This window comes from Brevibacillus sp. NRS-1366, assembly GCF_050467985.1.
This window is the reverse complement of sequence record NZ_JBITPN010000025.1, coordinates 34365-58490: the sequence shown is the minus strand read 5'-3', so window position 1 is coordinate 58490 and position 24126 is coordinate 34365. Positions and strand designations below refer to the sequence as shown.

At 41.4% G+C, this 24126-nt stretch carries 25 protein-coding genes and 1 pseudogene; 25 read left to right on the top strand and 1 reads right to left on the bottom strand.

The annotated features are described in order from the left end of the window. Nucleotides 1-122 precede the first annotated feature (122 nt). The 16 genes from ACIFQN_RS22405 to ACIFQN_RS22330 all read left to right on the top strand — a co-directional run bounded on the left by ACIFQN_RS22405 (nucleotide 123) and on the right by ACIFQN_RS22330 (nucleotide 15512). Nucleotides 123-320: a tautomerase family protein gene (locus ACIFQN_RS22405; RefSeq protein WP_429835261.1), complete on the top strand. Its 198-nt coding sequence runs from the start codon at nucleotides 123-125 to the stop codon at nucleotides 318-320. Then, complete coding sequence (locus ACIFQN_RS22400; RefSeq protein ID WP_429835260.1) at nucleotides 313-1458, top strand: LLM class flavin-dependent oxidoreductase; 1146 nt, start codon at nucleotides 313-315, stop codon at nucleotides 1456-1458. Before ACIFQN_RS22405 ends, ACIFQN_RS22400 begins: the two co-directional genes overlap by 8 nt. Beyond that, nucleotides 1439-1843 (top strand): riboflavin kinase, encoded by a 405-nt coding sequence (locus ACIFQN_RS22395; protein WP_429835259.1) that lies wholly within the window; start codon nucleotides 1439-1441, stop codon nucleotides 1841-1843. Before ACIFQN_RS22400 ends, ACIFQN_RS22395 begins: the two co-directional genes overlap by 20 nt. Nucleotides 1844-1889: 46 nt before the next feature. Further along, complete coding sequence (locus ACIFQN_RS22390; protein WP_429835258.1) at nucleotides 1890-2162, top strand: hypothetical protein; 273 nt, start codon at nucleotides 1890-1892, stop codon at nucleotides 2160-2162. A 375-nt stretch (nucleotides 2163-2537) separates the two neighbouring features. After that, a complete protein-coding gene (locus ACIFQN_RS22385) occupies nucleotides 2538-3434 on the top strand; it encodes a hypothetical protein (protein WP_429835257.1) in 897 nt (298 codons plus the stop codon). 491 nt (nucleotides 3435-3925) lie between these two features. Beyond that, a complete protein-coding gene (locus ACIFQN_RS22380; protein ID WP_429835351.1) occupies nucleotides 3926-5005 on the top strand; it encodes a M20/M25/M40 family metallo-hydrolase in 1080 nt (359 codons plus the stop codon). A 221-nt stretch (nucleotides 5006-5226) separates the two neighbouring features. Next, the gene (locus ACIFQN_RS22375) at nucleotides 5227-6876 is read left to right on the top strand and encodes a histidine kinase (protein ID WP_429835256.1); all 1650 of its coding nucleotides are present in this window, start codon (nucleotides 5227-5229) and stop codon (nucleotides 6874-6876) included. Between the two features lie 20 nt (nucleotides 6877-6896). After that, entirely contained in the window at nucleotides 6897-7529 is a 633-nt protein-coding gene (locus ACIFQN_RS22370) for a response regulator (RefSeq protein ID WP_429835255.1), read from the top strand. Between the two features lie 232 nt (nucleotides 7530-7761). Continuing rightward, nucleotides 7762-8796 (top strand): ornithine cyclodeaminase family protein, encoded by a 1035-nt coding sequence (locus ACIFQN_RS22365; RefSeq protein ID WP_429835254.1) that lies wholly within the window; start codon nucleotides 7762-7764, stop codon nucleotides 8794-8796. Nucleotides 8797-9062: 266 nt separating this feature from the next. Then, nucleotides 9063-10403: an MFS transporter gene (locus ACIFQN_RS22360; protein WP_429835253.1), complete on the top strand. Its 1341-nt coding sequence runs from the start codon at nucleotides 9063-9065 to the stop codon at nucleotides 10401-10403. A gap of 174 nt (nucleotides 10404-10577) precedes the next feature. Next, nucleotides 10578-11054 (top strand): GntR family transcriptional regulator, encoded by a 477-nt coding sequence (locus tag ACIFQN_RS22355; RefSeq protein ID WP_429835350.1) that lies wholly within the window; start codon nucleotides 10578-10580, stop codon nucleotides 11052-11054. Further along, nucleotides 10981-11190 carry a hypothetical protein gene (locus ACIFQN_RS22350; RefSeq protein WP_429835252.1) on the top strand — a complete coding sequence of 70 codons (210 nt, stop codon included), beginning with the start codon at nucleotides 10981-10983 and terminating at the stop codon, nucleotides 11188-11190. The genes ACIFQN_RS22355 and ACIFQN_RS22350 overlap by 74 nt, the downstream gene beginning before the upstream one ends. 315 nt (nucleotides 11191-11505) lie before the next feature. Further along, complete coding sequence (locus tag ACIFQN_RS22345) at nucleotides 11506-12423, top strand: DoxX-like family protein (protein WP_429835251.1); 918 nt, start codon at nucleotides 11506-11508, stop codon at nucleotides 12421-12423. A gap of 42 nt (nucleotides 12424-12465) precedes the next feature. Next, nucleotides 12466-13146 carry a DUF4166 domain-containing protein gene (locus ACIFQN_RS22340; protein WP_429835349.1) on the top strand — a complete coding sequence of 227 codons (681 nt, stop codon included), beginning with the start codon at nucleotides 12466-12468 and terminating at the stop codon, nucleotides 13144-13146. A 396-nt stretch (nucleotides 13147-13542) separates the two neighbouring features. After that, nucleotides 13543-14487: a hypothetical protein gene (locus ACIFQN_RS22335; RefSeq protein ID WP_429835250.1), complete on the top strand. Its 945-nt coding sequence runs from the start codon at nucleotides 13543-13545 to the stop codon at nucleotides 14485-14487. 41 nt (nucleotides 14488-14528) lie between these two features. Beyond that, complete coding sequence (locus ACIFQN_RS22330) at nucleotides 14529-15512, top strand: Rieske 2Fe-2S domain-containing protein (protein ID WP_429835249.1); 984 nt, start codon at nucleotides 14529-14531, stop codon at nucleotides 15510-15512. A gap of 5 nt (nucleotides 15513-15517) precedes the next feature. Here the strand turns inward: ACIFQN_RS22330 and ACIFQN_RS22325 are convergent, their stop codons facing one another. After that, on the bottom strand, nucleotides 15518-16171 hold the full coding sequence (locus tag ACIFQN_RS22325; protein WP_429835248.1) for a Crp/Fnr family transcriptional regulator: 654 nt from the start codon (nucleotides 16169-16171) through the stop codon (nucleotides 15518-15520). A 187-nt stretch (nucleotides 16172-16358) separates the two neighbouring features. On the opposite strand from ACIFQN_RS22325, the gene ACIFQN_RS22320 reads away from it, so the two are divergent. From ACIFQN_RS22320 to ACIFQN_RS22280, 9 genes and pseudogenes are all read left to right on the top strand, one after another. Further along, the gene (locus ACIFQN_RS22320; protein WP_429835247.1) at nucleotides 16359-17090 is read left to right on the top strand and encodes an MBL fold metallo-hydrolase; all 732 of its coding nucleotides are present in this window, start codon (nucleotides 16359-16361) and stop codon (nucleotides 17088-17090) included. A 24-nt stretch (nucleotides 17091-17114) separates the two neighbouring features. Next, entirely contained in the window at nucleotides 17115-17810 is a 696-nt protein-coding gene (locus tag ACIFQN_RS22315) for a class II aldolase/adducin family protein (protein WP_429835246.1), read from the top strand. A 30-nt stretch (nucleotides 17811-17840) separates the two neighbouring features. Continuing rightward, on the top strand, nucleotides 17841-19160 hold the full coding sequence (locus ACIFQN_RS22310) for a bifunctional 3-(3-hydroxy-phenyl)propionate/3-hydroxycinnamic acid hydroxylase (RefSeq protein ID WP_429835245.1): 1320 nt from the start codon (nucleotides 17841-17843) through the stop codon (nucleotides 19158-19160). A 79-nt stretch (nucleotides 19161-19239) separates the two neighbouring features. Continuing rightward, on the top strand, nucleotides 19240-19482 hold the full coding sequence (locus ACIFQN_RS22305; protein ID WP_429835244.1) for a hypothetical protein: 243 nt from the start codon (nucleotides 19240-19242) through the stop codon (nucleotides 19480-19482). A gap of 186 nt (nucleotides 19483-19668) precedes the next feature. After that, nucleotides 19669-20098: pseudogene (locus ACIFQN_RS22300) on the top strand (MarR family winged helix-turn-helix transcriptional regulator). Continuing rightward, nucleotides 20085-21119 (top strand): threonine aldolase family protein, encoded by a 1035-nt coding sequence (locus ACIFQN_RS22295; protein WP_429835243.1) that lies wholly within the window; start codon nucleotides 20085-20087, stop codon nucleotides 21117-21119. The pseudogene ACIFQN_RS22300 and the gene ACIFQN_RS22295 overlap by 14 nt, the downstream one beginning before the upstream one ends. Before the next feature lie 111 nt (nucleotides 21120-21230). After that, entirely contained in the window at nucleotides 21231-22139 is a 909-nt protein-coding gene (locus tag ACIFQN_RS22290) for an aminoglycoside phosphotransferase family protein (RefSeq protein WP_429835242.1), read from the top strand. 496 nt (nucleotides 22140-22635) lie between these two features. Beyond that, nucleotides 22636-23526, top strand: a complete 891-nt coding sequence (locus ACIFQN_RS22285; RefSeq protein WP_429835241.1) for a GNAT family N-acetyltransferase — start codon at nucleotides 22636-22638, stop codon at nucleotides 23524-23526. Nucleotides 23527-23696: 170 nt separating this feature from the next. Next, the gene (locus tag ACIFQN_RS22280) at nucleotides 23697-24074 is read left to right on the top strand and encodes a cytidine deaminase family protein (protein WP_429835240.1); all 378 of its coding nucleotides are present in this window, start codon (nucleotides 23697-23699) and stop codon (nucleotides 24072-24074) included. Nucleotides 24075-24126 lie beyond the last annotated feature (52 nt).

Here is a 24126-nt window from a genome sequence, read left to right as displayed (position 1 = left end):
AAGCTATTCAAGGAGTTGCACCGAGTGGGATGGAGATTGAATTGGTAGAACATAAAAACATATTGAATTTTATTTAATCTGAATTGAATAAACAAAAATAACAATTGGAAAAGAGGTTGAACATGGCCGTTATTCATATGCACATTTTAGAGGGACGAAACCAAGAAGTAAAAACAAGATTGATTGCCGAAGTAACCGACGCGGTAAGCCGTACGCTGCAAAGTTCCCCTGATTGGATACTAGTCATGCTGCATGAGATTTCAAAGGACAACACCAATGCAGGTGGAAAAACACCGGGAAGGGGACAAAACGATGAGTAATTTGGATGTTTTTCGCGAAGCGGGCAACCCGATGTTCAATGAGAATAAACTGAAATTAGGGACTTTTGCGTCAAATTGTTCTGGTGCTCTGTCCATGACATTAGCTGAAACCGTATTTGAACCGACCTTTGAAAAAAATGTGGAAATCGCAAAAATGGCGGAGGCTGCCGGCTTTGAATGCATGATTCCACTTGGCCGATGGCGCGGATGGGGAGGACCTTCCAATTTTAATGGAACGAGTATGGAAGTCTATACATGGGCTGCTGCTCTTGCTGCTGTGACGGAAAAAATTTGCCTTTTTGCCACATCGCATGTGGGGACCGTCCATCCGCTACTTGCCGCCAAACAGGCAGCGACAATCGACCATGTGTCAAAAGGGCGTTTTGGTTTGAACATCGTAACCGGTAATTATCGGGAAGAGATGGAAATGTTCGGGCCTAAAATGATGGACCATGACCGCCGCTATGATTATGCAGGAGAATGGATTGAGGTCGTACTAAAGTTTTGGACCGAACAATATTTCGATCATGCGGGAGAGTTTTTTACAATCAATGACGGTTTTCTCATGCCAAAACCCTACCAAAACCCCAGACCAGTGCTGATTAGCGCAGGTACATCCCCAAAGGGACGCGAATTTGCCACTAAAAACTGCGACATTAATTTCGGTCCGTCTGAGAGCATGGAGAAGCTAACCAATTGGACGAGAGAAATAAAGGGTTTCGCCTGGGAAAATTATCGTCGGGAAATAGGAACTTTTACGGCGTGTATGGTGGTTTGCCGTGATACGGAAAAAGAAGCCAAAGAATACTACGATTATTACGTGCATGAAAAAGGAGACTGGGAAGCAGCAGGCAATGCCATAAAAACCATGATGGGCGAATCCAAAAGCTTTAGTATGGAGTTTTTACAAAAATTCCAGGAGAGATTCGTTGCAGGTGTGGGCTATCCCTTGATTGGAACGCCTGAACAAATCACGGAAAAACTAATTGAATTATCGGCCACTGGAGTGGATGGCACGTTACTTAACATGGTAGATTATAATGTTGAACTACCGCATTGGAACGAAAAGGTAATGCCACTGCTGGAACAGGCTGGGCTGCGCAAGCCGGTGAAAAAGAATGAACCTCAGTCGGTGTGAGAAATCAGAGGAGAAGAAACAGACTGATTTGATGTGCTCTTTTGCAGGACAAGTCATACCTGGCAATCAGATAGGTCGGAAAATAGGATTTCCAACAGCGAATCTGTCTGTAGAGCCGAGCAAGCTTTGTTTGAACTATGGGGTATACGACGTAACGGTGTTTCTCGACAAACAGAAGTACTATGGGGTTTTAAACATTGGCGTAAAACCTACCATAAACTTACAAGACAAAAGCGTGCATGTTGAAGTTCACATTTTTGGCTTTGACGGAAAATTATACGGGAAACATGTGGAGGTTGACGTAAGTTTTTTTGTCAGAGAAGAGAGGGCATTTTCAACCGTGGAGCAGCTACTCTTGCAGTTCAAAAAGATATTGAGTGCGTAAAAAGACGTTTTTGTTTGACTGATTAGGGAAAATAGGAGAGCAGACAATGCAAGGAACCATTGACGAAAAAATCCATTTACCTGACCTTTCCTTTTGCAAAAACTGTGAGAACGCCTATGGAATCAATCGCGGGGTATACAATACAATCGATTCCTTCTTTTATTCCAAAGGGATAACAGATATTTTAGAGCGTCGACGGATGATAGTAGATTTTCTTGAATTTACGATTACATGCAAAACGCCAAAAGACTCACCCATAAAATTTGGTCATGGCGGCTTAACCCAGAGAATCAATGAATTCTTGCCGATAATCACGTAACCTTCTTATCTTGCTAAATCAACAAAAGGGTAGACCATGGCTTATTAAAACGGTTTTTTTAGGTTTTAAAGGCCAAGGTCTGTCCTTTTTCATTTAGAACAAAGGAGATGATAGGCAAAATACGGCTGACCGGCTCGATTGCTCAATATAGTAGAGGGCTGGCAAAAAAGTCTGGTACGTAAATATCGATACATGTAAAAATGGTCGAATGTAGAGGTCCGGAGAAGCTTAAGGGTACATTTACGTGACATACAGAATTTTATAGTTATGGTATTATTTTGTGAGTGGATTACTATCTCTCTTCTCAGTCATCCAATATTATGTTACTACTAGAAATCTATAATCATGTGTTAAAGCCATTGGAAGGTGATGTGAATGAGTAATAGTATATTATTCTACTTAACCTTAGTTTCGATTGTACTGTTAGTCTTCATTTACAAAAGACGTGAAGAAAATGAATCAAATCTTGGATTCAAAATCGTTGGATATTGCCTGTTAGGTGGATTTACTTTTGTAATGAACGATTTTCCCATACCTTTGGGCTTTTTAATGTTTGTCTTGTTTGTCCGGCCTACGACAAATGTAAAAACAAAACATAATGCGGTTTTTCTCGGATTAGCCTGTTTCATCTTACAGCTGATTATTCCAGCAGTCGATGAGTATGTGTATGAACGTCCACGAGAAGTAGCAGGGGTTACTACGAATATTTTTCAAGTTGATTTTATAAAGGACTGGTTTACCATTCAGGAACATATGAAAATCGATCCAAATGCCCGTCTGGAAAAATTCAGGGTAGAGTATCGACCAGATGGCCAAATAAGCAGGTTGTCATATAACGTAGTCGGCCAATCGAAAGACGGGTTCATTTATTATGACATTCGCTTTTCATCCGAAACGAAAGAATATGCGATACAGCGTCACAAAGTTGGTGACCAATGGCTGCAATATGATCGTTCCATCGATGCTACAAGATTTTTTGAAGTTTTAGATCAAGTCCAGGTTCGTAACTTGTCTCTGGAACACTTGTCTGAAGGGAATATCGTTCTCAGTAGTGATGGAGAAATGACCTCTTATGCTATAAAAGATCGGCGAAGATATCTGATCCAAGGAATGGAAATAAAAGAGATTACAAACGACCAACTCCCAATAAAAGGATATTACATCTCGATGTGTAGAATGTCTAAAACGGACGCAACATTCTCTGGCTCTACAAGATCATATAGTTGTAAAAGGGATGTAGATTACTTTTTTGATGTAGCGCATAGAAAATGACAATTCGAGTATTTGGCCTATTGAAGGGCTTCCAATCACGTTACAGAGAGATGCCTAAATTTATTGACAATTAATAAATAGATAGATACGCTGAAATCTGATAACGCGTTCATAATAAAAACGGATTTATCCCAACTCATAGGTACTGGTGAGTATGTAGAGGGAAAAGAGAATACAAATGAAGAGAAGGTGATTGCATGAGGAAGTGGGATCAGCTCGTCAAAGAGCAACTACCAGAAGCACTAACGCAATTACAAAGATATTACAGGTAACCCAGCATTAGTGCGCAAGGGATCGCAATAGCAGAGATTGTCAGCTTTTTAACAGACCTCATTCAACAAGCAAACGGCGAGTACCAATTGCTAGATGAGTGTGGAGGAAATCCAATTATATATGCAGTGTTTGAACTAGCATCCAATGGCAATCCAAACAAAACGATTTTATTTTATAACCATTAAGACGTACAACCACCTGAGCCATTAGAGGAATGACTGTATCCGCCGTTCGAAGCAGAGATCCATGATGAAAACATATATGCTCGTGGTGTTTCTGATAACAAAGGGGATCTCATCGCTCGCTTGCAAGCGATATCCATCCTGCAAAAAAATGGCGGGTTACCATGCAGGGTCAAATTTCTGATTGAGGGAGAAGAGGAAATAGGTTCTCCGACATTAGAGAAAGTACTCCAAAAATATGCACATCTTTTTCATGCCGATGCTTCTATCTGGGAATGGAGCCAAAAAAACAAAGAGGAAAAGATAGAAATCATCATGGGTGTGAAAGGCATGTGTTACATGCAACTAGAATGTGAAGGATCAGATCTTGACATTCATTCCCAATATGGATCGGTATTGGACAATCCGGCGTGGCGCTTGATTCAGGCGCTTTCAACTATGCGCACAGTAGACAACCAGATTGTTGTGGAAGGATTTTATGACAATATCGTTCAACCTTCCGAAGAGTTGATGCAATGGTCCAGGGATTATCCTTTCGATGCAAAAGCTGCCAAGGAGATATTCGGATTAAAGCGACCTCTCATCGTAAACGAAAAGGAAGCAAGGGACGCCTTTCTGTTTGAACCAACTATGACCGTTTGCGGATTTGAGAGCGGTTACATCGGCGAAGGGGCGAAAACCATTTTGCCAAAACGTTCCCAGGCAAAGCTGGATTGCAGGCTGGTTCCCGGACAAGATCCGGAAGACATTTTTAACAAAATCCGTAAGCATTTGGATAGGCATGGATTCGATGATATTCACGTCCGAATGTTAAGTACCCTGATGCCATTTCGCTCAAATATCAACCATCCATTCACAAAAAAGGTGATCAAAACGGCGAAGCGAGTGTACGGAGAAAACAACATCGCTCTATTACCGAATTTTGGCGGGTCGGGACCCATGAGTTTATTTGGACAATACTTGGGTAACGAGAAACCGATCGTGTCCATTGGCTGCAGCTGGTGGGATGACCGGATTCACGCACCGAACGAATCCATTCGCATTGCCGATTTTAAACAAGCCATTCATTACATGGTGGAATTATTTCTTACTTTTGGGAAGATGGACGCGATCTAACTTTAGGTAAGGAATCATTCTAGCAAGGGGAACCACATTGTTTGCAGCAGGATTGATATGTTCAATCCTGCTTTTTCATTTCTTGATGAATGATCGTGAGTAGCTGCTAAGTGAAAAATCTATTGATCTAAGCTGTTGACGGCAGGGAACCGATTAGACCAAATAGAAAGTGTTGTAATCATCTACACAGCTTCTTTATAAACGTAGAGTTGGAGGTTTATGTGAGCAGCGATCAATCAAGTTCAAATGTGTCCAGAATTCACGCATTGAGTAAAGTTTCAATCGCGTTAAGTGAGACACTTAGTTTGGATAAGTTATTGTACAAGGCCGTGGCCCAATGCATTGAAATATTAAATTTTGATGCTGCTGTCATTTATTTTCTCGAACCTTCCGGAAAATATTTTGTAGCCAAGCATTTTTATGGCATTCAATACGATTCTAGTAAACGATTAAGAAAATTACCGACCGATTTTATCGGCGGACTTGTCATTAAAAACGGTAAAACAGTCATTACGGAAGACTTTGTACGATTCCATCAGCAACGCCCACAACTAGAGGGCTTTAAATCCCTGATCTCTGTTCCAATTAAGGCAAGAAGGGAAGCTATAGGTGTGTTGGACGTTTTTACAAAGGAGCACAGAGACTTCAACCCGGAAGACATTTCATTGATCGAATCCATTGGCCTACAGATTGGCGTCGCAAGTGAAAATGCCAAACTATTTGAATCCATTGATAACGTAACCACAAAATTAAGAGAACTTGTAACGCTCAATCAAAGGCTTTCCTCCTGTTTAAACTTGGATTCACTCGTTCATCTGCTTACAATGGAACTGAGTAAGGTTTTCAAAGCAAAGGTATTATTCTTGAGTCTTGGCAACGATCAAGATATACAGGTGAATACCTCCTATCATTACAACGGAATAACCTTAGCCTATGACCCTATCATGAAAAGTATCTTGCAAGGTGAACCAAACACAGTTCATAGCTATCAAAGCAATCAGGGTAACATTGAGCTGGATCATTTTTTTGAGAAACTCAACATGAAGCGAGCCGAATATGTGAATTTTATTTATGGAGAAAACAATCATTGCCTCATCATCGGAAATAGTTATGACTACCAATGGTCGACAGCTGAACGTGAAGTCATGGAAGGAATAAGCAAAACCATTTCTTTGGCATTGACAAATAGTTATCTTTTTCTAGAGGTAGAGAAAAGCAGAGAGCGTAACTCGAATCTTCGTGCTCTTCAGATAGCTGCTCAGGAAAAAGAGCGCCAACGCATTGCTGGGGAGATTCATGACTCAATCAACCAATCCTTGTCTGGAATTTACTTTCATTTACAGTACTGTCGTGATGAAATCGAGCACTCGCCTGAGAAAGTAAAAGCAATTCTCGATAAGCTTCTGTCCATCACAAAGGAGAACATTAATGAACTTAGACAAGTGATTCATGACCTGCATCCCCTAGCCATCCAAAAGTTTGGCTTTGTTGGAGCTGTAGATCAACTTGTTAAAACATGTACCCTAGAAGAGATCATTGATATCCAACTCAACGTCACGGGACAACCGTTTCGGTACGAGCCTGAGGTGGAAATTCATTTATACCGTGTCATTCAGGAGTGTATGAACAATATCATCAAGCATTCTGAAGCAGAAGAGGCACTTATCACCATGCAATTTGAACATACAGAGCTGCGGATCATCATTGAGGATGATGGTGTGGGGTTTGAAGCGGACCAAAAGTTGAGAGGGAATCACGCATATGGAATTATGGGAATGGAAACGAGGATTCGGGACATTGGGGGAGAAATGTCCATCTCCAGCCAAATTGGAAAGGGGACAAAAGTTGAAGTCATCCTGTGTAAAAAATAACGATCATGGGGGAAGATGACTTGAATGAAATAAGAGTTTTTATCGCAGATGACCACAATATTGTTCGCGAAGGGTTGCAATTGTTGTTTAGTACATCTAAATTCCAAGTGATTGGTGAAGCGTCTGATGGTGAAACTGCCCTCCGTAAAATACTAGCGGATCGTCCGGATGTTGCAATCATAGACCTGAATATGCCTGAAATGGACGGAATCGAGGTAACGAAACGTATCAAGGAAAAAGACTCTTCCATTAAGGTAATCATTCTCACCATATATACGGAGGAAAAGTTTTTGGTTGAATCCTTGCAAGCTGGTGCGGATGGTTATGTATTGAAGACAATTAACAAGTCCGAGCTCTTTCATGGGATCGAACAGGTAACCACAGGTCAAAAGTATGTAGATGCAAATCTCATGCAGCGTGCCTTCTTTCAAGTCATTAAGGGAGAACAGAAGAAAGATCTCTTTTTGACAGAGCGAGAATTGGACGTTCTGAAACTAATGGCCAGAGGGAAAACGAACAAAGAAATTTCAACTGATTTATACATTGGTTCAGAAACAGTAAAAGAATATGTAACAACCATCATGAAAAAATTAGATAGCAAAAACAGAACCGATGCAGTAGCAAAAGCTATCCGTAATCAAATCATTTTGTAAGCTATGTGGGACCGCCAGTAATAGTCTGGCGGTTCTTTTATTTCTGAAAAATCCCTACACGGGGCACTAGAGAACCGCTTTAGGGGGAAGAAATAAACTTGTATTTTTCGTAAAGTAAAGGTAATCCATTCAATGGAGAGTGGGGTAATAAAAATGGTTAGATGTGTTAACCTATTGCCTCAGGACAAGTGCTAAATCATATTGGAAGCGATTACATTAGGAGGTTTTTCGAATGAGTTACCGTGATTTGATCAAAGCAAAATTGAATATTGGTCAAGAACTTTTGTACCTGAGCATGCAGGACGTGCTCGATACAGGAATCACAGTTAATGAAGTTCTCGAACTGACAGAAAAAGCAATGATAGCGTACAGCTCAAAGAATGCAGAGATGCCGGCAAAAATCGGATTGCATCCACAGCCAGATTCATTAATGCATGCAATGCCTGCCTATTTACCTGAGGAGATGGCATGTGGGATTAAATGGGGAAGTAATTTCCCTACGAACCGTGAGCGATATCCTGAGCTTCCTTCGACAAATTGCCAAATTATTTATAATGATTATGAAACGGGACTTCCCTTAGCGTTCCTCGATGCCACATGGATTACGGAAGTAAGAACGCCTGCAGTATCTCTTGTCGCCACAAAATACTTAGCGAATCCTGACGCAACCACGTTCGGAATGTTCGGATGCGGGATTCAGGGTAGGGCTCATGTCAAAATGATTGAGCACGTGTTACCTAAACTCGAAAAGATCTATGTTTACGATTTATTTGAATCAGCGATGGATCAATTAATTGAACAATGTCAGCCCCATGTCCGTGCAAAAATTGTAAAGGCATCTTCCTGTGAAGAAGTTGCAAAATCATCCGAAGTCATTGCATCGGCTATTCCCATTCATCATACTCCACACCCGATCGTAAAAAGCGAGTGGATCTCCAAGGGGCAAACACTGATTACATGCGACTGTCACTCCGTATATGAGGATGAAGTCTACAAAAAGGCCGATATCTACACAGTGGACAGTGAAGAACAACATCGCCTTTTGGAAACGTACGGGTATTATCCGTGGGGGCTTCCTCTCATTTACGCGGAAACCGGAGCAGTAGCGGGTGGACATAAACCTGGTAGAACCAGCAAAGACCAGTTGATCGTATCCAATAATGTCGGCATGGCTGTTGAAGATATTATCATTGCAAGAAGAGTATTTGATAAAGCTTTGGAGCTGGAAATTGGATTGAAATTGCCATTGTGGAAACGATCTAAATAAACCAAATACAAAGCTTCAAATCAACGCACAGAATTCGTCCTTCCAATTCGGAAGCGAGCACTCTGCTGCGTTGTTTGAACTCGTGAATTATTTTCTGATATTTCTGTATATGTAAATGATCACCTTTCTGTTAGGCAAGGTTGCCAACTCACTTCTATTTTCCCCTAGGAAAGGTGATTTTCTGTTCAGTATATATTTTCGTGTAACTATTTTATTCATACTTTATAACGCTTTCTATTCATCACATGGAAAAGAGGTTAAAATATATGACTGAACAAAAATTTTATCTGGATGATGCTCCATTAAATAAGTTCCACTACAAAATAACTGCACTTACTTTTGGTGCGCATTTTACTGACGGTTACGCGCTCGGAATTATTGGCATTGTTCTGACCTTGCTTGCTCCTCAAATGCAGCTTAGTCCATTATGGGTAGGATTACTTGGGAGCTCAGCATTAATTGGACTCTTCTTTGGTAGCCTGTTTCTAGGATGGTTATCCGACCGTATAGGCAGGCAGAAAATATTTCTATTTAACTTTTTATTGATTACTGTGGCTTCCTTTCTACAATTCTTTGTTCAGAATGAAGTTGAACTGTTTATTCTACGTGTTCTAGTCGGTTTTGGTTTGGGTGGGGATTACGCGGTTGGCACTACGTTGCTTGCGGAGTTTACGCCTAGGAAGTATCGTGGCCCTTTTCTTGGTGCACTCAACGTTGTATGGACGATGGGATACGTAGCAGCAACGCTCATTGGATATTATTTACATAGTGCTGGTCCGGAAACATGGCGCTGGATGCTGGCTAGTACTAGTGTTTTTGCAGTCATTGTGCTCTTGTTGCGAATTGGAACACCTGAGTCGCCCAGATGGCTTATCAGTATGGGAAAGGTTGAAGAGGCGCGGAAAATTGTAAAAAAATACGTTGGTCTCCATGCAGAGCTTGATGAAACTTCCGTGGAAACCAGGGCTAGCTTTTCTGCCCTTTTTCACAAAAAACTACGGATCCGAACAGCATTCAGTGGGCTTTTTTTCGTCTGTATGGTTATCCCTTACTTTGCCATTTATACATTTCTTCCATCTATATTAAGTCAAATGGGCTTCGAAGAAAACTTCACGACAGATTTGCTGCTGAACGGTTTACTAATCGTAGGTTCCGTTTTTGGTATCTGGTTTAGTGTAAAGTTTTCACGAAGAGGTTTTTTGATTAGTTCTTTTGCAATACTCACTATTTGCTTGCTTATGCTTAGCATTTTGCCCAGCGGAGCCAAATTCTTGCTTGTATTATTTTTTGGGGTATTTACATTAATTATGTCAGCGGTCAACAATCTTGCAATCGTATATCCTCCTGAAATCTTTCCAACAGAAGTCCGTACTTCGGGAGTTGGTTTCGCCACAGCCGTCAGTCGGCTTGGCTCTGCCGCTGGGACCTTCCTTTTACCGATAAGTATAATTCATCTTGGTGTAGGCACCTCCATGCTTGCTTTAACGGCAGTGCTGTTTATCGGGACCCTTGTATCAATTGCATGGGCACCAGAAACAAAAGAGCTTTCACTAAGTGAAGCGAGTAATTCTAAGCGTAAAACAAGTGAGTTTATTTTTAAAAGTTAGAACTAGTGGGAATGGTTTGTGTTAGGGAAATGGGGGTAAAAGATAGGGGATGAGTTTACATCCGCTCTCCAAAAAGATATAGTATCATGGTACTAATCCGGTCATTGGTTGTAGAGGGGATGATGAAATATCAGCTGTACTCTGGTTTCCCACCAAAACGGTGTCTAGGTCGGAATAACTGAGCAAATCTACCAAAAAATTAGATCCGATATCATTCGACAAAACATAAAGTGCGGCGAGAAAATAAACTTTATTAAATTGAAAGAAAGATTTGGCGTTAGTCACACGCCACTCCGTGAAGCATTCAAAAGGCTCATGCAAGAAGGATTAGTTGAGTACTTTCCTAATTATGGATATCAGGTGATAAAAATCGGGAAGAAAGATATAGCCGATATTATCGATTTATGCTCGACACTTGATTGCAAAGCGGTAAAATGGGCAATGGAGAGAGGTAATACCGACCAACTCATTGCTGACTTAAAAACGCATTTGGATGGGCATATTAACTGTTTTTTGGAGAAGAAACAGGAAGAATATTTTTTCCACATAGACCAATTTCATAGAGTATTTTACAAATATGCGGATAATAGCAGATTATCAAGGGCAGCTAGACATTGTGACTGCAAAATATCACGGAGTAATGGGATCTAAAGAAGTAGGGATTTCTGAACATAATCTGATATACGAAGCTGTAAAGGAATTAGATCTTAATAAAGTAATAAGTATGATGGAGTATCATTATTCAAATTCTAAAACAATCATCCTTGAAGGCTATCATGAGGATTAAATTGTTGTGATAGATAAAAGCTTCTTCCACATTACGTGCAGTCTTTGCCGGGATGTTTGGATAGAAGTTTTTTTGTTGGAATGTAGGATATTCTCTAACGCAATAAGCCCGAGGCTTCGGCCGTGGGTTTCCTTATAAGCTTCTCGTAAGTTGACTTGCATAGGTGTAAATTAATAGGATTAAATATGTTTTAATGGAAAGAATTAAAAATATACAATCTCGCTTTAATGTTCAAATGATATAATACAAGTATGAAAAGATGGAGAAGAATGCGGCGATTCCTTTTCTTCAACATAGATTGTAGGTGGGTTCATCTTGGCAAAAAACAAGCCGATTTACGTTGAGAGTACGATACATACAGATATCGAAACGTTGTGGAAGTACACGCAAACTCCTGAACTGCACGAGCAGTGGGATTTGCGGTTTACCAAAATTTCATATCTTCCAAAAAAAGCTGAAGCTGAACCTCAACGCTTTCTCTATCAAACGAATATCGGCTTTGGCATATCCATTTCCGGTGAAGGGGAGAGTGTCGGTACTACCGAGAGAGACGAGACGAAGACGTCAGTCCTGAAATTCTGGTCTGATAACGCCATTTCACTAATTCGCGAAGGCTCGGGATTCTGGAGATACGTACCTGGTGAAGATGGGATACGTTTTTTTACGCGCTATGATTATCAAACAAGGTTTGGAACGATAGGCAGATGGTTTGATCGGATGTTGTTTCGGCCTATGATGGGCTGGGCAACAGCATGGAGTTTTGACGCCTTGCGTCTGTGGGTAGAGAAAGGCATTCATCCCAAGTTATCGCTTTTGCGATCGCTAACGGAGTTGATTAGTTGGAGCGTTCTTGGTTTCATTTGGATATATCAAGGGTTGTTTCCGAAACTACTCTACCCTCAGACCGGGGAACTACAATTATTACAAGCCACTCATCTATTCCATGGTTATGAACAACTGGCACTGTTTTTTGTTGGTGCTGGAGAGATTGGGTTTGGGCTACTTTTCTTTTTAGTAGGAAGAAAACGGCGAAAAGCATTATACCTATGGAATCTATGTTTACTTGTTTTCCTTGGACTTGGGGCGTTAAGTCAACCCAACGTGTTTGTCGAGCCATTTAATCCAGTTACATTAAATCTTAGCATGATGGCATTATCCCTGAGCGGAATTATCAACCTGACTGATTTGCCTAATGCAAATGCCTGCTTGAGAAAACCTGCGACGGAGAAGTAAGGATCACTATTATATAGAAATGAAGAGGAGATGTCAGTAAAATTGAGCTCTATTTACCAGAGGTTACTTGGGGCAGACTTCGAAAAGCTTCATCCGAAGATTCAGGAGCGCTTCGGGTTTTCCAGCGTAGACAAGCGAGCGTCGGTAGGTCGTGGAATCATGGAGAAAGTGTGGTACGGGAAAGCTTTTACACTTCCTTTCCTTTATATTGGGACCTGGAGAAACATCATGTTTCCTCAACAAGGGCAAAACGTACCGTTTACCATCGAAAATTATGCATATATTGACAGCTTTGGCCGTGAGACGATTACGTGGGTACGAACATACGAGTTTTCTAATCGTCTGCGCCGCTTTGATGCAACGATGATTTACAGTGAGGAAAGACAAAAAATCATCGATTACCTTGGAACTCATCAGCATCTTGCTGTGGAAATAGAGATGTCAGTAGGGGAAAATGGGGGAATGCATTTGCGATCGGGAAATCAGTACTTTTACGAGGGATGGTGCAGTTTCAAGTTCCCGATGCTGTTTTCCGGTTACGCAGATGTATTTGAATGGTACGATAAACAAAGCGAAAAGTATCGGATCGATGTCAAGGTCTCAAATCCGATTTTCGGAGACCTGTTTGGCTATTCGGGAGCATTTGATGTTGAATATCTACGTGTAGAGCCGGAGCATATACCAAAATATGTGAAGCCGGTGCGTGAAGAAAAAAGGGAATGAGGGCATTCGTAGGCAGATATCATTGACATGGATCTTCATTAAATAGCTTTGCTCAAGTAATCCCGATGTTTAACCAATCGGGGTATTTGTTTTGCTTCTGGAAACAAGCAGCATCAGACAAAAAATAGCACGGACGATCAAAATAATTCCGCTAAGGAAGCCAGTTCCATTATTATTATCAATTTCGTAATTGTTTTAGGATAATTTCTTAATAAGTTTGTTTTCAAAAAAGCAAGTAATGTAATCTCTTTTACAAAAGAATTCATGAGGCATTCCATATAATTCAGATGTAAACGTCTTGTTCTGAAAAAAAAACATAACCTGAGTGAGTTTGACTTACTTGAGGCGGGTCGTTTACATCAACTGGTGAGACAAAATGGAGTAGGAGGATTGAGTATGGCTTTAGAGCTTTCCTTTAAGACAGATTTAGGATTTACCAATCTGTCTAAAGCAGCCGGTTGGATCACAACCGAGTTGTATTGGAAGTACGGTATGGATTCCCAATTTACGTTTTATACCGGGAATGCGGGAAAGAAAAGCGTAGATGCGGTTGTAAACCGGCAGGTAGATTTAGCGTTCATCACACCATTGGCATTGGCGGAGATGGCGGTAAAAGGAAAAGGGATGTTCGACAAGGCTCATGACGAGCTTCGGGCACTGGCCGTGTTCCCTCATTTCGATCAACATGTATTGGCGGTTAGAAAAAATTCGGGATTCCATTCTTATGAGGATGTCTTCAAGCCGGCCAGGCCAATCTCCATCATTACTGCCACCAGAGATGAAGATAATTTGATGGGTGCAGCGTTTGACCAATTGTTAGCGTTATTCGGTTCAGACTTTGAGACATGGCAAAAGGATGGTGGCCAATTTATTTGCTTTGATTCCCCGTTCCTAGCCTTGACCGAGATGGCAAAAGGTAAGGCGGATGCCCTTTTCTTTGAAGCGTTTATGGTGCCGCTCTGGTGGAATCTGACCGAGAAAGTCGACCTTACGTTTTTGTCTCTTCCGGAAAAATGCAAAATTGGTTTGCAAGAATGGGGAGCGAGAGTCGTCACACTGCACCCTGACGGAAAAAAGGGATTTGATCAGCCAATCGTCACTTTGGATTGGAGCGGGTGGGTGCTGCTGAGCCGCTCCGATCTCCCAGATCATGTGGCTGAATCCATCAGCGAGATCATTGTGACGAAGCATCTTGATTTTGTGGCCGAATATGCGCATATACCGCCTAGCCGTTCAGCGCTTCGTTATCCGATCCTGCCTAGTGATTTCGTCAAGACAGGAGATGTTCCGCTTCATTTTGCAGCACGTACCGTTTATGAGCAATACGGACTTTTCAACTGACTTTGAAGAAAAATATACAAAGCAATCGAGGAGGAGTATATATGGAGGTTCAAGCTAAATGGGAAGTGTTGGCGAGATGGGATGAACTGAGTGAAGATCAAGGTAAGGCCGTAAAGCATGGCGATACCCCACTGGTTATCTTCAAGCAAAAAGACCAGGCAACCGTTATGGTAAACCGTTGCCCTCACAAGGGTGCACCACTACACGGTGGAAAAATAGTGAACGGTGAGGTCGTCTGCCCGTGGCATAATTTCCGCTTCGATACGTGTACGGGTGTTTCCCCAACGAACCCAGGCCGCTGTGCTACCATGTTTCCGACAAAAATCGAAAACGGTTTCATTTTGGCAGATTTGGCTAACCCTTTCATGAATGATCAAAATGCACCGGAAGATCAGTTGAACACTTCCATTGGGTTGGAATTTAACGACTATATCAAACGGAAAATGAAATCAGCAGGGAAATTCAATCTTGAACTGGATTTATTTGATACCCAATTGTTAAAGAAGTACCAGGGCTTCGTAGAGTTGGGAGATCAAGTCTCCATGATCGTACGGCCGCAGACAAGTATTCCTTTGATGGAAATCATTAACGGAGAAATAAAGAGAAGGCAATTTAAATCGTTCAGCGTCAACATTACGTATGCAGGGACACCGCATCATTCACCAGGCTATTTTGGTTTTTGGCATATCAATGACGTGGATGAAATGTACATTTCAGTTCCGGGTCAGGAGGAAGGAGAGGATCCCTATCTGATCATTGTCATGAATAAACCGCGTGAAGAAGAGAAGGATACTTGGGCTCACTTCTGCTTGAAATGCGGCACGCTTCTTTTTGAGAGATCGCATGAAATAGCAAAAACGGGTGTTCCAGGCATATGGGCATCAGAGCGAAAGTATTTAAAAGAATTCAATTCAGATATAACGTTGCGTACTTGCAAAAACTGCGGAGAGGTACATCCTCTCGGCTACAGTATCATGAAGAAATGGAACACTCCCGAGGAAGAGGCTGCTCGGACGACGTGGTAAACCATTTATTCGCCAATCATCGCCCAAAGTTCTTTCGGATTGATAATCCGGATGTGCCCTCGTCCTAATTCGATGAGACCTTGTTTCTGCAATTTTCCGAGCGTATTTGTCACAGCTACACGAGAACGGTCGATGATCTGAGATATTTCTTCATGGGTAATCCGGACACTGAAGGGACTCAATTGTTTTTCCGTCACCGTGGAGAACAACACATAGATGATTTGTTCCAACAGAGATATCGAAGGATGAGAAGAGCTCTGCAGCCGTACCAGGAAGTTTATGTATTTTACGGAGGCAGCTTCCATCAGCAAGGTAAAAAATTCGGGGTAATTCGCCACGTTGTACATGATGTCTTTTTTGGTCATCTCTAGGACTTCACAGGGGGTAACGGTTTCTACGAATAGATTCCAATGTTTAAAGGTCTGATTGTAAAACATAGCCGTTTCCCCCAGAAATGAGCCTTTGCTTGGGTAGAAAAGAAGCCGCTCTTCGCCGGTAAAAGTCAACAAAAATGCGCGAGCACTGCCTGATAGCAAGAGGATTCCTTTATGTCCTTCTCTCTCTTGATCAATGATGATCTTATGCGCTGGATACGTTCGACGTTCTCCAAAGAGATCAAGGGATTGTATCACAGAGGTGTCTTTATTCAAATGAAGCATACATGTCTCCTCCTCTGGCGAGATTATAAAGAATAGTTTCATTAGTTAGTGATTTTATTATAAATGAAAAAGAATAGGGAAAAGCAACCATATTTTCATGGTCTTACCAGGAACAATGAAGTGAATTTAATATAGCAAATAGATAAAGGAGGTGTCTCGTGCTCAGTAGATGAGCATGGGGAATGGTATGCGGATAGCGAGTGGAGTAGAAATGTTATCGCTTGCGAGGGGGTTCATGGGGAGTCAGGGCATCATACATCCCACATTGTTATGGAACGAACATGACGTCATTTTAGTCGATGCCGGAGAACCTGGGCACCGGCAGCAAATCATGGACGAAATGAAACAGGTAGGCGTCGAGCCACGCGGCTTGAATCGGATCATCCTGACACATCAAGATATCGACCATATCGGAGGAGTGCCGGATATCAAGAACGACACTTCCCAGAAGATAGAGATTTTAGCGCATGAAGCAGATCGCCCTTCGATTGAAGGCACTCAACCACTCCTGAAAGTCAAAGCCATAAAAGACAGACTTCTATCAGATGATCCAAAGCGAAAAGAAGTAGAATCATTGCTGGCCAACCCTCCTAAGACAATAGTTGATGTTGTCGTGGAAGACGGTGAGGTCCTGCCTTTTCTTGGTGGAATGACTGTAATCCATACTCCAGGTCATACTCCTGGGCACATCAGCTTGTATCTAAAACAGAGCAAGATCCTTATTACTGGTGACGCGATGGTCGTACAGGGCGGAAAGCTGCAGAAGCCTCCCGCTCAGTTCACACCGGATATGGATACAGCAGCCAGGTCGATTCGAAAACTTGCACATTACGACATCCAAACGATCATTTGCTACCATGGCGGAGCAATCGTAGATCATGCGAATCAGGCTTTGGCCGAATTGATCCAGGAACTGTAAGTCGCAAGTCCGATGGAGGATAGGATGAACAAACTGGAAGCAATCAATAAATTGGTGTTAGCCAATAAAATCTTGAGCAACGAAAATATTATCGAAGCATTCGGACATATTAGCGTACGCAATCCGGAAAACGAACAAGAGTTTCTTCTGTCTCGTTCGCGTGCACCGCAGCTTGTGACTGCTGATGATATTATGAGACATGATTTTGACGGGAAGGTACTGGATAAAACACACAGGCCTTACGGGGAAAGGATGCTTCATGCCAAAATCTTTGAAGCGAGACCCGATGTACAAGCGATTTGCCACCACCACGCACCCCAATTGCTCCCCTTTACCACCACGGGGATAGAGCTAAAACCGGTTGTTCATATGGGATATATGTTCTACGAAGGAGTCCCGCTTTACGATGATTACGACGTTTCCGACGGAATGCTGATCACGGGCCCCAAAGAAGGGGAGAGAGTGGCCCGAACGTTGGGCAACAAAAGAGCATTGCTCATGAGAGGGCATGGTGTCATTGTAGTCGGGTCATCGATTGAAGAGGTGGTCATGAGCTCGATCTTCATCACCTACAATGCGGAGGCTTTATACAAATCGTTGCAGATCGGCACCCCGAAGTATTTGTCTTTTGAGGAAGGTAAGGCAGCTACAGAGCGGACGTTCAGTCCACTAGCCCTGGAGCGGGCCTGGGAATACTGGAGTGCTCGCTGCAATCCATGAATGGATGAAAGAAAGAAGGAGGGGAGTTCGTTGACAACAGATCCATATCTGAAAACGGATCTCTACGATGTTGCCATTGTCGGTTATGGGCCTGCTGGAGAAACATTGGCCAATTTGCTTGGTCAAGCGGGGAAAAAAGTCATCGTATTTGAGAAAGAAGAATCCGTCTACCATGCTCCCAGGGCTAGCCACCTGGATGGTGAAGTGATGCGTATCTATCAGTCTATAGGACTCGCCGAAAAGATAGAAAAAGTCACGATTGGAGCAAAGGGGTATCACTTTTTAAATGCAGAGGGAAGACTCCTGACAGAGCTTGTACGTCGGGATGGAAAAGGTCCTCATGGATGGAACCATCACTATCGATTTCATCAGCCTGTGCTTGAAGGGCTGCTTCGGAAAGGCGCGGAGCGCTTCGGAAACGTTCACGTTCATCTTTGTCATGAAGTGACTCGAATCGAACAAAACGAACACCACTCTGCGATTCTTGCAAAAAACAGAAAGGATGGCACGACTCGTGAAACGAAAGCCCTGTACACCATAGGATGTGATGGTGCACGATCCACCGTTGCCAAATGGATGGGCACCGTGAAAAGAGACGTTGGATTGCACGAGCCATGGCTGGTCGTGGATATTAAGCTGAAACGACAGGTAAATCTTCCTAACACAGGGATTCAATATTGTGAACCAGCGCGCCCCACTACGTTTATTCCCTACGTAGGTGCGAGGGATCGCTTTCGCTGGGAAATGAAAGTGTTGCCAGGTGAAACAAAAGAAGAGCTCGAGGAGCCAGAGAGAGTATGGGAGCTTTTGAGCAGATGGTTGACTCCTGAAGATGCAGAACTAGAGAGAGCTGCAGTCTATATGTTTCATTCCACGATCACGGAGAGATGGAGAAACAACCGACTCTTTTTGGCTGGAGATGCCGCCCATCAAATGCCACCATTTCTGGGACAAGGTATGTGCGCCGGGATAAGGGATGTGGCCAATCTTTCCTGGAAATTGGCCATCAATACTCCCAACAATCCCACCGGATATACGCTCAGTCTGGATGAAATGACAGCCATTGCTGAAATTGCCAGAGAAAATCATATCCATGTATTTTGTGATGAGGTATACAAAGGTCTTGAATTTGATGGCAATCGTTTGCCCTGGTTCGCTGATGTCTATGAGAATGCGGTTTCCTTAGGCGTCATGTCCAAAGCGTATGGATTGTCTGGCTTACGAATTGGTTGGATTGGTACACAAAATAAAGAGATTTATGACAAGATGATTGGTTTTAAAAATTATACGTCCATCTGCAGCAGTGCTCCAAGCGAGTTTTTGTCGATGGTTGCCCTTTCGCAGCTGTGACAAAATCCTTCATCGCAATCTTCATATCATTGAGGAAAATGTAGCGATTGCCGACCGTTTTTTTGCAACGTATGCGCACTTGTTTACAAATAATCAGCCGACAGCAGGGCCGATTGCTTTTCATAAAATCAAAATGGAGCAACCTGTCGAACGCTTTTGCGAAGATTTGATTGCAAAAAAAGGCGTCCTTTTATTGCCGGCAACTATTTATGATTATCAGGAAAACTATATAAGGATGGGGTATGGAAGGAAGAAATTCCCTGAGTGTTTAAGCAAGTTTGAAGAATACCTGGTCGAGAATTTTTCATCGGCGAAAGGATAATCACACGACGGTTTCCATTCATATAACCGAAAACATGATTAACAGTCGGCTCTCCTCTTGTGTCCGGCTGTTTTTTTGCCTTATAAAACGTTGACATTGTCCACTAACTACACTAGAGTATTTGTTGACATAGTCCACTAAAAAAGGAGGGCTCTAGTGAACCCAAATGATACTATCATAGCGGATATACGGCATTTCAATCGATTTTATACCAAAATACTTGGTGTCTTAGATAGGCATGTATTGGATACAGGATATTCTTTAACAGAGGCACGGGTACTAATAGAAATCGGTTTGTTGCAGCCGTGTATAGCAAACCATTTGGTCGATAAATTGGAAATTGATCGCAGCTACATGAGTAGAATCATTGCCAAGCTTAGTAAGGATGGACTGCTTATTAAGGAAAATTCGAGCTTGGATAATAGAACGAGTCTAATTCAGTTAACCCCTAAAGGGACTGTTCTATTTAATCAGCTGAATGAAAAATCGGATGAACAAATAGTGAGGTTACTGCAAGGTTTATCACAAAAAGAAAAAGAAAGAAATCCATGCATCGATGCTGTTCATTCAGAAGAAACTGGATAGGTTGGAGAGGATATTGGATGATACGATTTGAATGTGATTATACAGAAGGTGCTCATAAACGAATTCTCGAACGATTATTTGAAACCAATGAAGAACAGACTCCTGGATATGGTATGGATGAACATTGTGAGAAAGCCAGAGCTTATATTCGAAAAGCATGTGACGCAGAGAATGCAGATATTCACTTTTTAGTCGGTGGAACACAGACGAATACGACGATTATCGCTTCCATTTTACGCCCGCATCAAGGCGCCGTTTCTGCAGTTTCTGGTCATATCGCAGTACATGAAACTGGAGCGATTGAAGCCACTGGTCATAAAGTACTTACTTTACCAAGTGATGATGGAAAAATTCAGGCAGAACAGGTAAAAGAATTATATGATGCTCATTGGAATGATGTCACTCATGAGCATATGGTACAGCCAGGCTTGGTCTATATTTCTCACCCGACCGAGAATGGAACGACTTATAGCAAATCCGAATTGGAAGCCTTAAGCAAGGTTTGTCGGGAATGTGGTTTGCCCTTGGTATTGGATGGAGCTAGATTAGGATATGGTCTTGCTTCAAAAGACAGCGATTTATCTTTAGCCGACATTGCAAGGCTATGTGATGTATTTTATATAGGGGGAACGAAAATCGGAGCTTTGCTGGGGGAAGCAGTAGTCATCATGAATGATGCCGTGAAAAAAGATTTCCGGTATATGATTAAGCAAAATGGAGGTTTACTGGCAAAGGGTAGATTATTAGGGATCCAGTTCGAAACCTTGTTTGAAGATGGCTTATACTACGAAATTTCTAATCACGCCGTAGATATGGCGATGATGATTCGAGAAGCATTTGCTGATAAAGGGGTCTCATTCCGATATGAATCTACAACAAATCAGCAGTTTCCCATTTTGCCAAATGATTTATTAATAGAATTGGGCAAAAAATATTCTTTTTCATTATGGGAAAAAGTCGATGCTACACACAGCGCTGTGAGATTTTGTACTAGCTGGGCTACGCGTAAAGAAAATGTTGAATTGCTAATTGAGGATATTAAGGCATTATAATAGGGGACTAGTACTCTAATCATCCCCTTACTCATATAGGCAGGATTTCTGAATCGATGGCCTTAAAGAGGGGTTCCAATATGAAAAATCTTCAGAAAAAGGAGGAAGCCATTGAATAAAGAGATAGTTGACATTATGGAATGTGATACTTGGACTAAGATAGAGTTAATACAAGAGGGATGGTCTAAAGATAAAAAATACTATATTGAAAATAAGTGTGGGCAGCGATTTTTGCTGCGCGTCAGTGATCGTTCGTTATTTGAAGCAAAAAGAAAAGAATTTGAAGTAATTAAGAAATTCAATGCTGCTAACATCACGATGTCGAAAGCAGTTTCTTTTGGATATTGTAATAATGGATTGAGTGTTTATATGCTTTTGACTTGGGTAGATGGAACGGTACTTGATAAAGTTCTGCCAACACTTACGAATGAGGGACAGTATGATATTGGAGTGTTAGCAGGAAAAGCCTTAAAAACGTTACATACCGTAGCGATTGATGAGTCAGATATAGAACCAGACCGAAAAGAATATAAGCTGGGGAGATTGAAAATATATGAAAACAGCACAGTCCGTATAGATAATGATAAACAAATCATAGCGTATGTATATGACAATATTCATAGAATCGGCCAATTGCCACCAGTTTATAAACATGGTGATTATCATGTAGGTAATTTACTTTTAACTGATGACAGAACAATTGGTATAATTGATTTCAATAGATGGGGATGCGGCGATAAGTATGAAGATTTCTATAAAGTACAGAGCTTTGATGTAGAAATCAGCGTTCCTTTTGCGGTTGGTCAAATAAATGGATATTTTGATGACAATCCTCCAAAAGACTTTTGGGATACTTTAGCGGTGTATGTTGCACACTCTGCACTATGCATGATAAATTGGGCGGAAAAATACTCTCAAAGCGAAGTTATCAAAATGCAGCATAGATGCAAAAGAACCTTATCGGATTACAATTATTTCTCAAAAACAATACCAAATTGGTATTCATGCTTTACAAAATGAGTCTGTTTCACTGACGCGGTGACGATTGAAATGGAGCACAAAAAGTTATTGGTTTACAATGTTTTGAAATTAATATATAGTTGTACATAAATCATTTGAAAAGAGGTTTTGATTGGGTATGATGAAGCTTATTAATCGCTAAATAAAATTCAAATGAATTTTATATTGTAAAAGGTCAAATTAAGGCCATAGCCTTAGTTTTTTTCCCTATACCCTTTTGCAAACTGCGGTTAGAAGACATTATATCTATCAAATCAAATTTCATGTTATTTCATGATATCTATTCTTTCGGAATAGGTCTATTTATAACAATCGGAAATTTGACCATGAGAAGAGTAATCTTCTTGTGGTCTTTTTTTGTCTTATTTTTCGTTTTTATAGGAAGTGACGCTTGAATATAGCTCTCGACCAACTTAAAGGAGGTGATTGCTGAAAAAATAGTAACCGATTACTTCAAAAAATGAATCAATGAAAGTAAAGAAATGGAGGATTTATCATGAGTAACTATCAATTCATTAGTGATTACAAGCAGATCGAAAAGTATAAGGAGAGCTTTTTAGAACTCGCAACGCAGATATTTGAGCTAGATTTTAAAGAATGGAATAACAAGAGTTGCTGGAATGACAATTACATTTGTTATTCATATGTGGACGGGGATCAGATCATTGCTAATGCTTCTATCACGAAGATGGTCGTGACGTCCTACGGCAAGGAATATAAGGTAATTCAGGTGGGTACGGTGATGACGCATCCGGATTATCGTCAACAAGGATTGTCAGCTAAACTGATGAACCATATCATCAATAAATATGAAAAGGATTATGATTATATCTATTTGTTTGCGAATAATACGGTGCTAGATTTTTATCCGAAGTTCGGCTTTGAGAAGGTTCAGGAAAGCAGTTTCAGCTTGAAAGTTGCAGATTTGAAAAAGCAAGTCGTTCAAAAATCCACTCTGCGCAAGTTGGATGTCGACGACGAGTCTGATTTTGAGTTGATGAAAGAGTTTGCGGTTGAAAGAATTCCTGTATCGTCGAGATTAGGTGTGAAGGATAGCGAGGGTCTATTGATGTTTTTCTTAATTCTAGTTTTTCGTGATGCGATTTATTACATCGAGGAGGAGGAGGCGATTGTCTTATTTGAGCAAGAAGACAATCAGTTGCACGTTTTTGATATCGTGAGTAAAAAGCCGATCGATTTAGAGATCGTTGTCAATCATCTGGTATCTGATGCGACGGAGGTGGTACATTTTTACTTTATGCCTGACAGTGACAATGAGAACATCCAGTCTGCTTTGATCACAGAGACGGATGATACGTTGTTTGTTCGCCCAGTGTTAAAAGAAGAAGTGAAACATTTATTAATGCCACTTACATCACATGCGTAAATGACTTAATGAAATAGCGAACGCTATTCCTTTTTAATTGGATTGCAGGAGATGTCTAAGGAAGTTTGCTCTTTCTTCAGACATCTCGATATTGGAAATTGCACAGCGACTGAAGTTAGGGAAACCCTAAGCTATGATGTAGACAATACGGGAGAGAGAAGTGAATAAAGATGACATTTGATGAACTATACAGGAAGGCAAACGCTGTGAAAAATGCACGGAAGCTTTCGGAATATGCGAGTGCTGGAGGAGTTGGAGCAGCGCTTCTATCTGAAAACGGCAATATATATACAGGAGTTTGTATCGATACTGCTTGTTCTATGGGGTTTTGTGCAGAACACGCTGCGGCTGCAACAATGATAACGCAAGGTGAAAATCGAGTGTTAAAAATGATTGCAGTCGGGAGCCAGGGGAAAATTATGCCACCATGTGGACGATGTCGTGAATTTATCAGCCAAATACATAGTGATAACGTAAACACAGAAGTAATGGTGGATCATGGGATCATTGTTACGCTGAAAGAACTATTGCCACATGATTGGCGTTAGTAAGCCTCTACTTTTTCTCGTAATAAATATCGAATGATGGGATTTTGATACA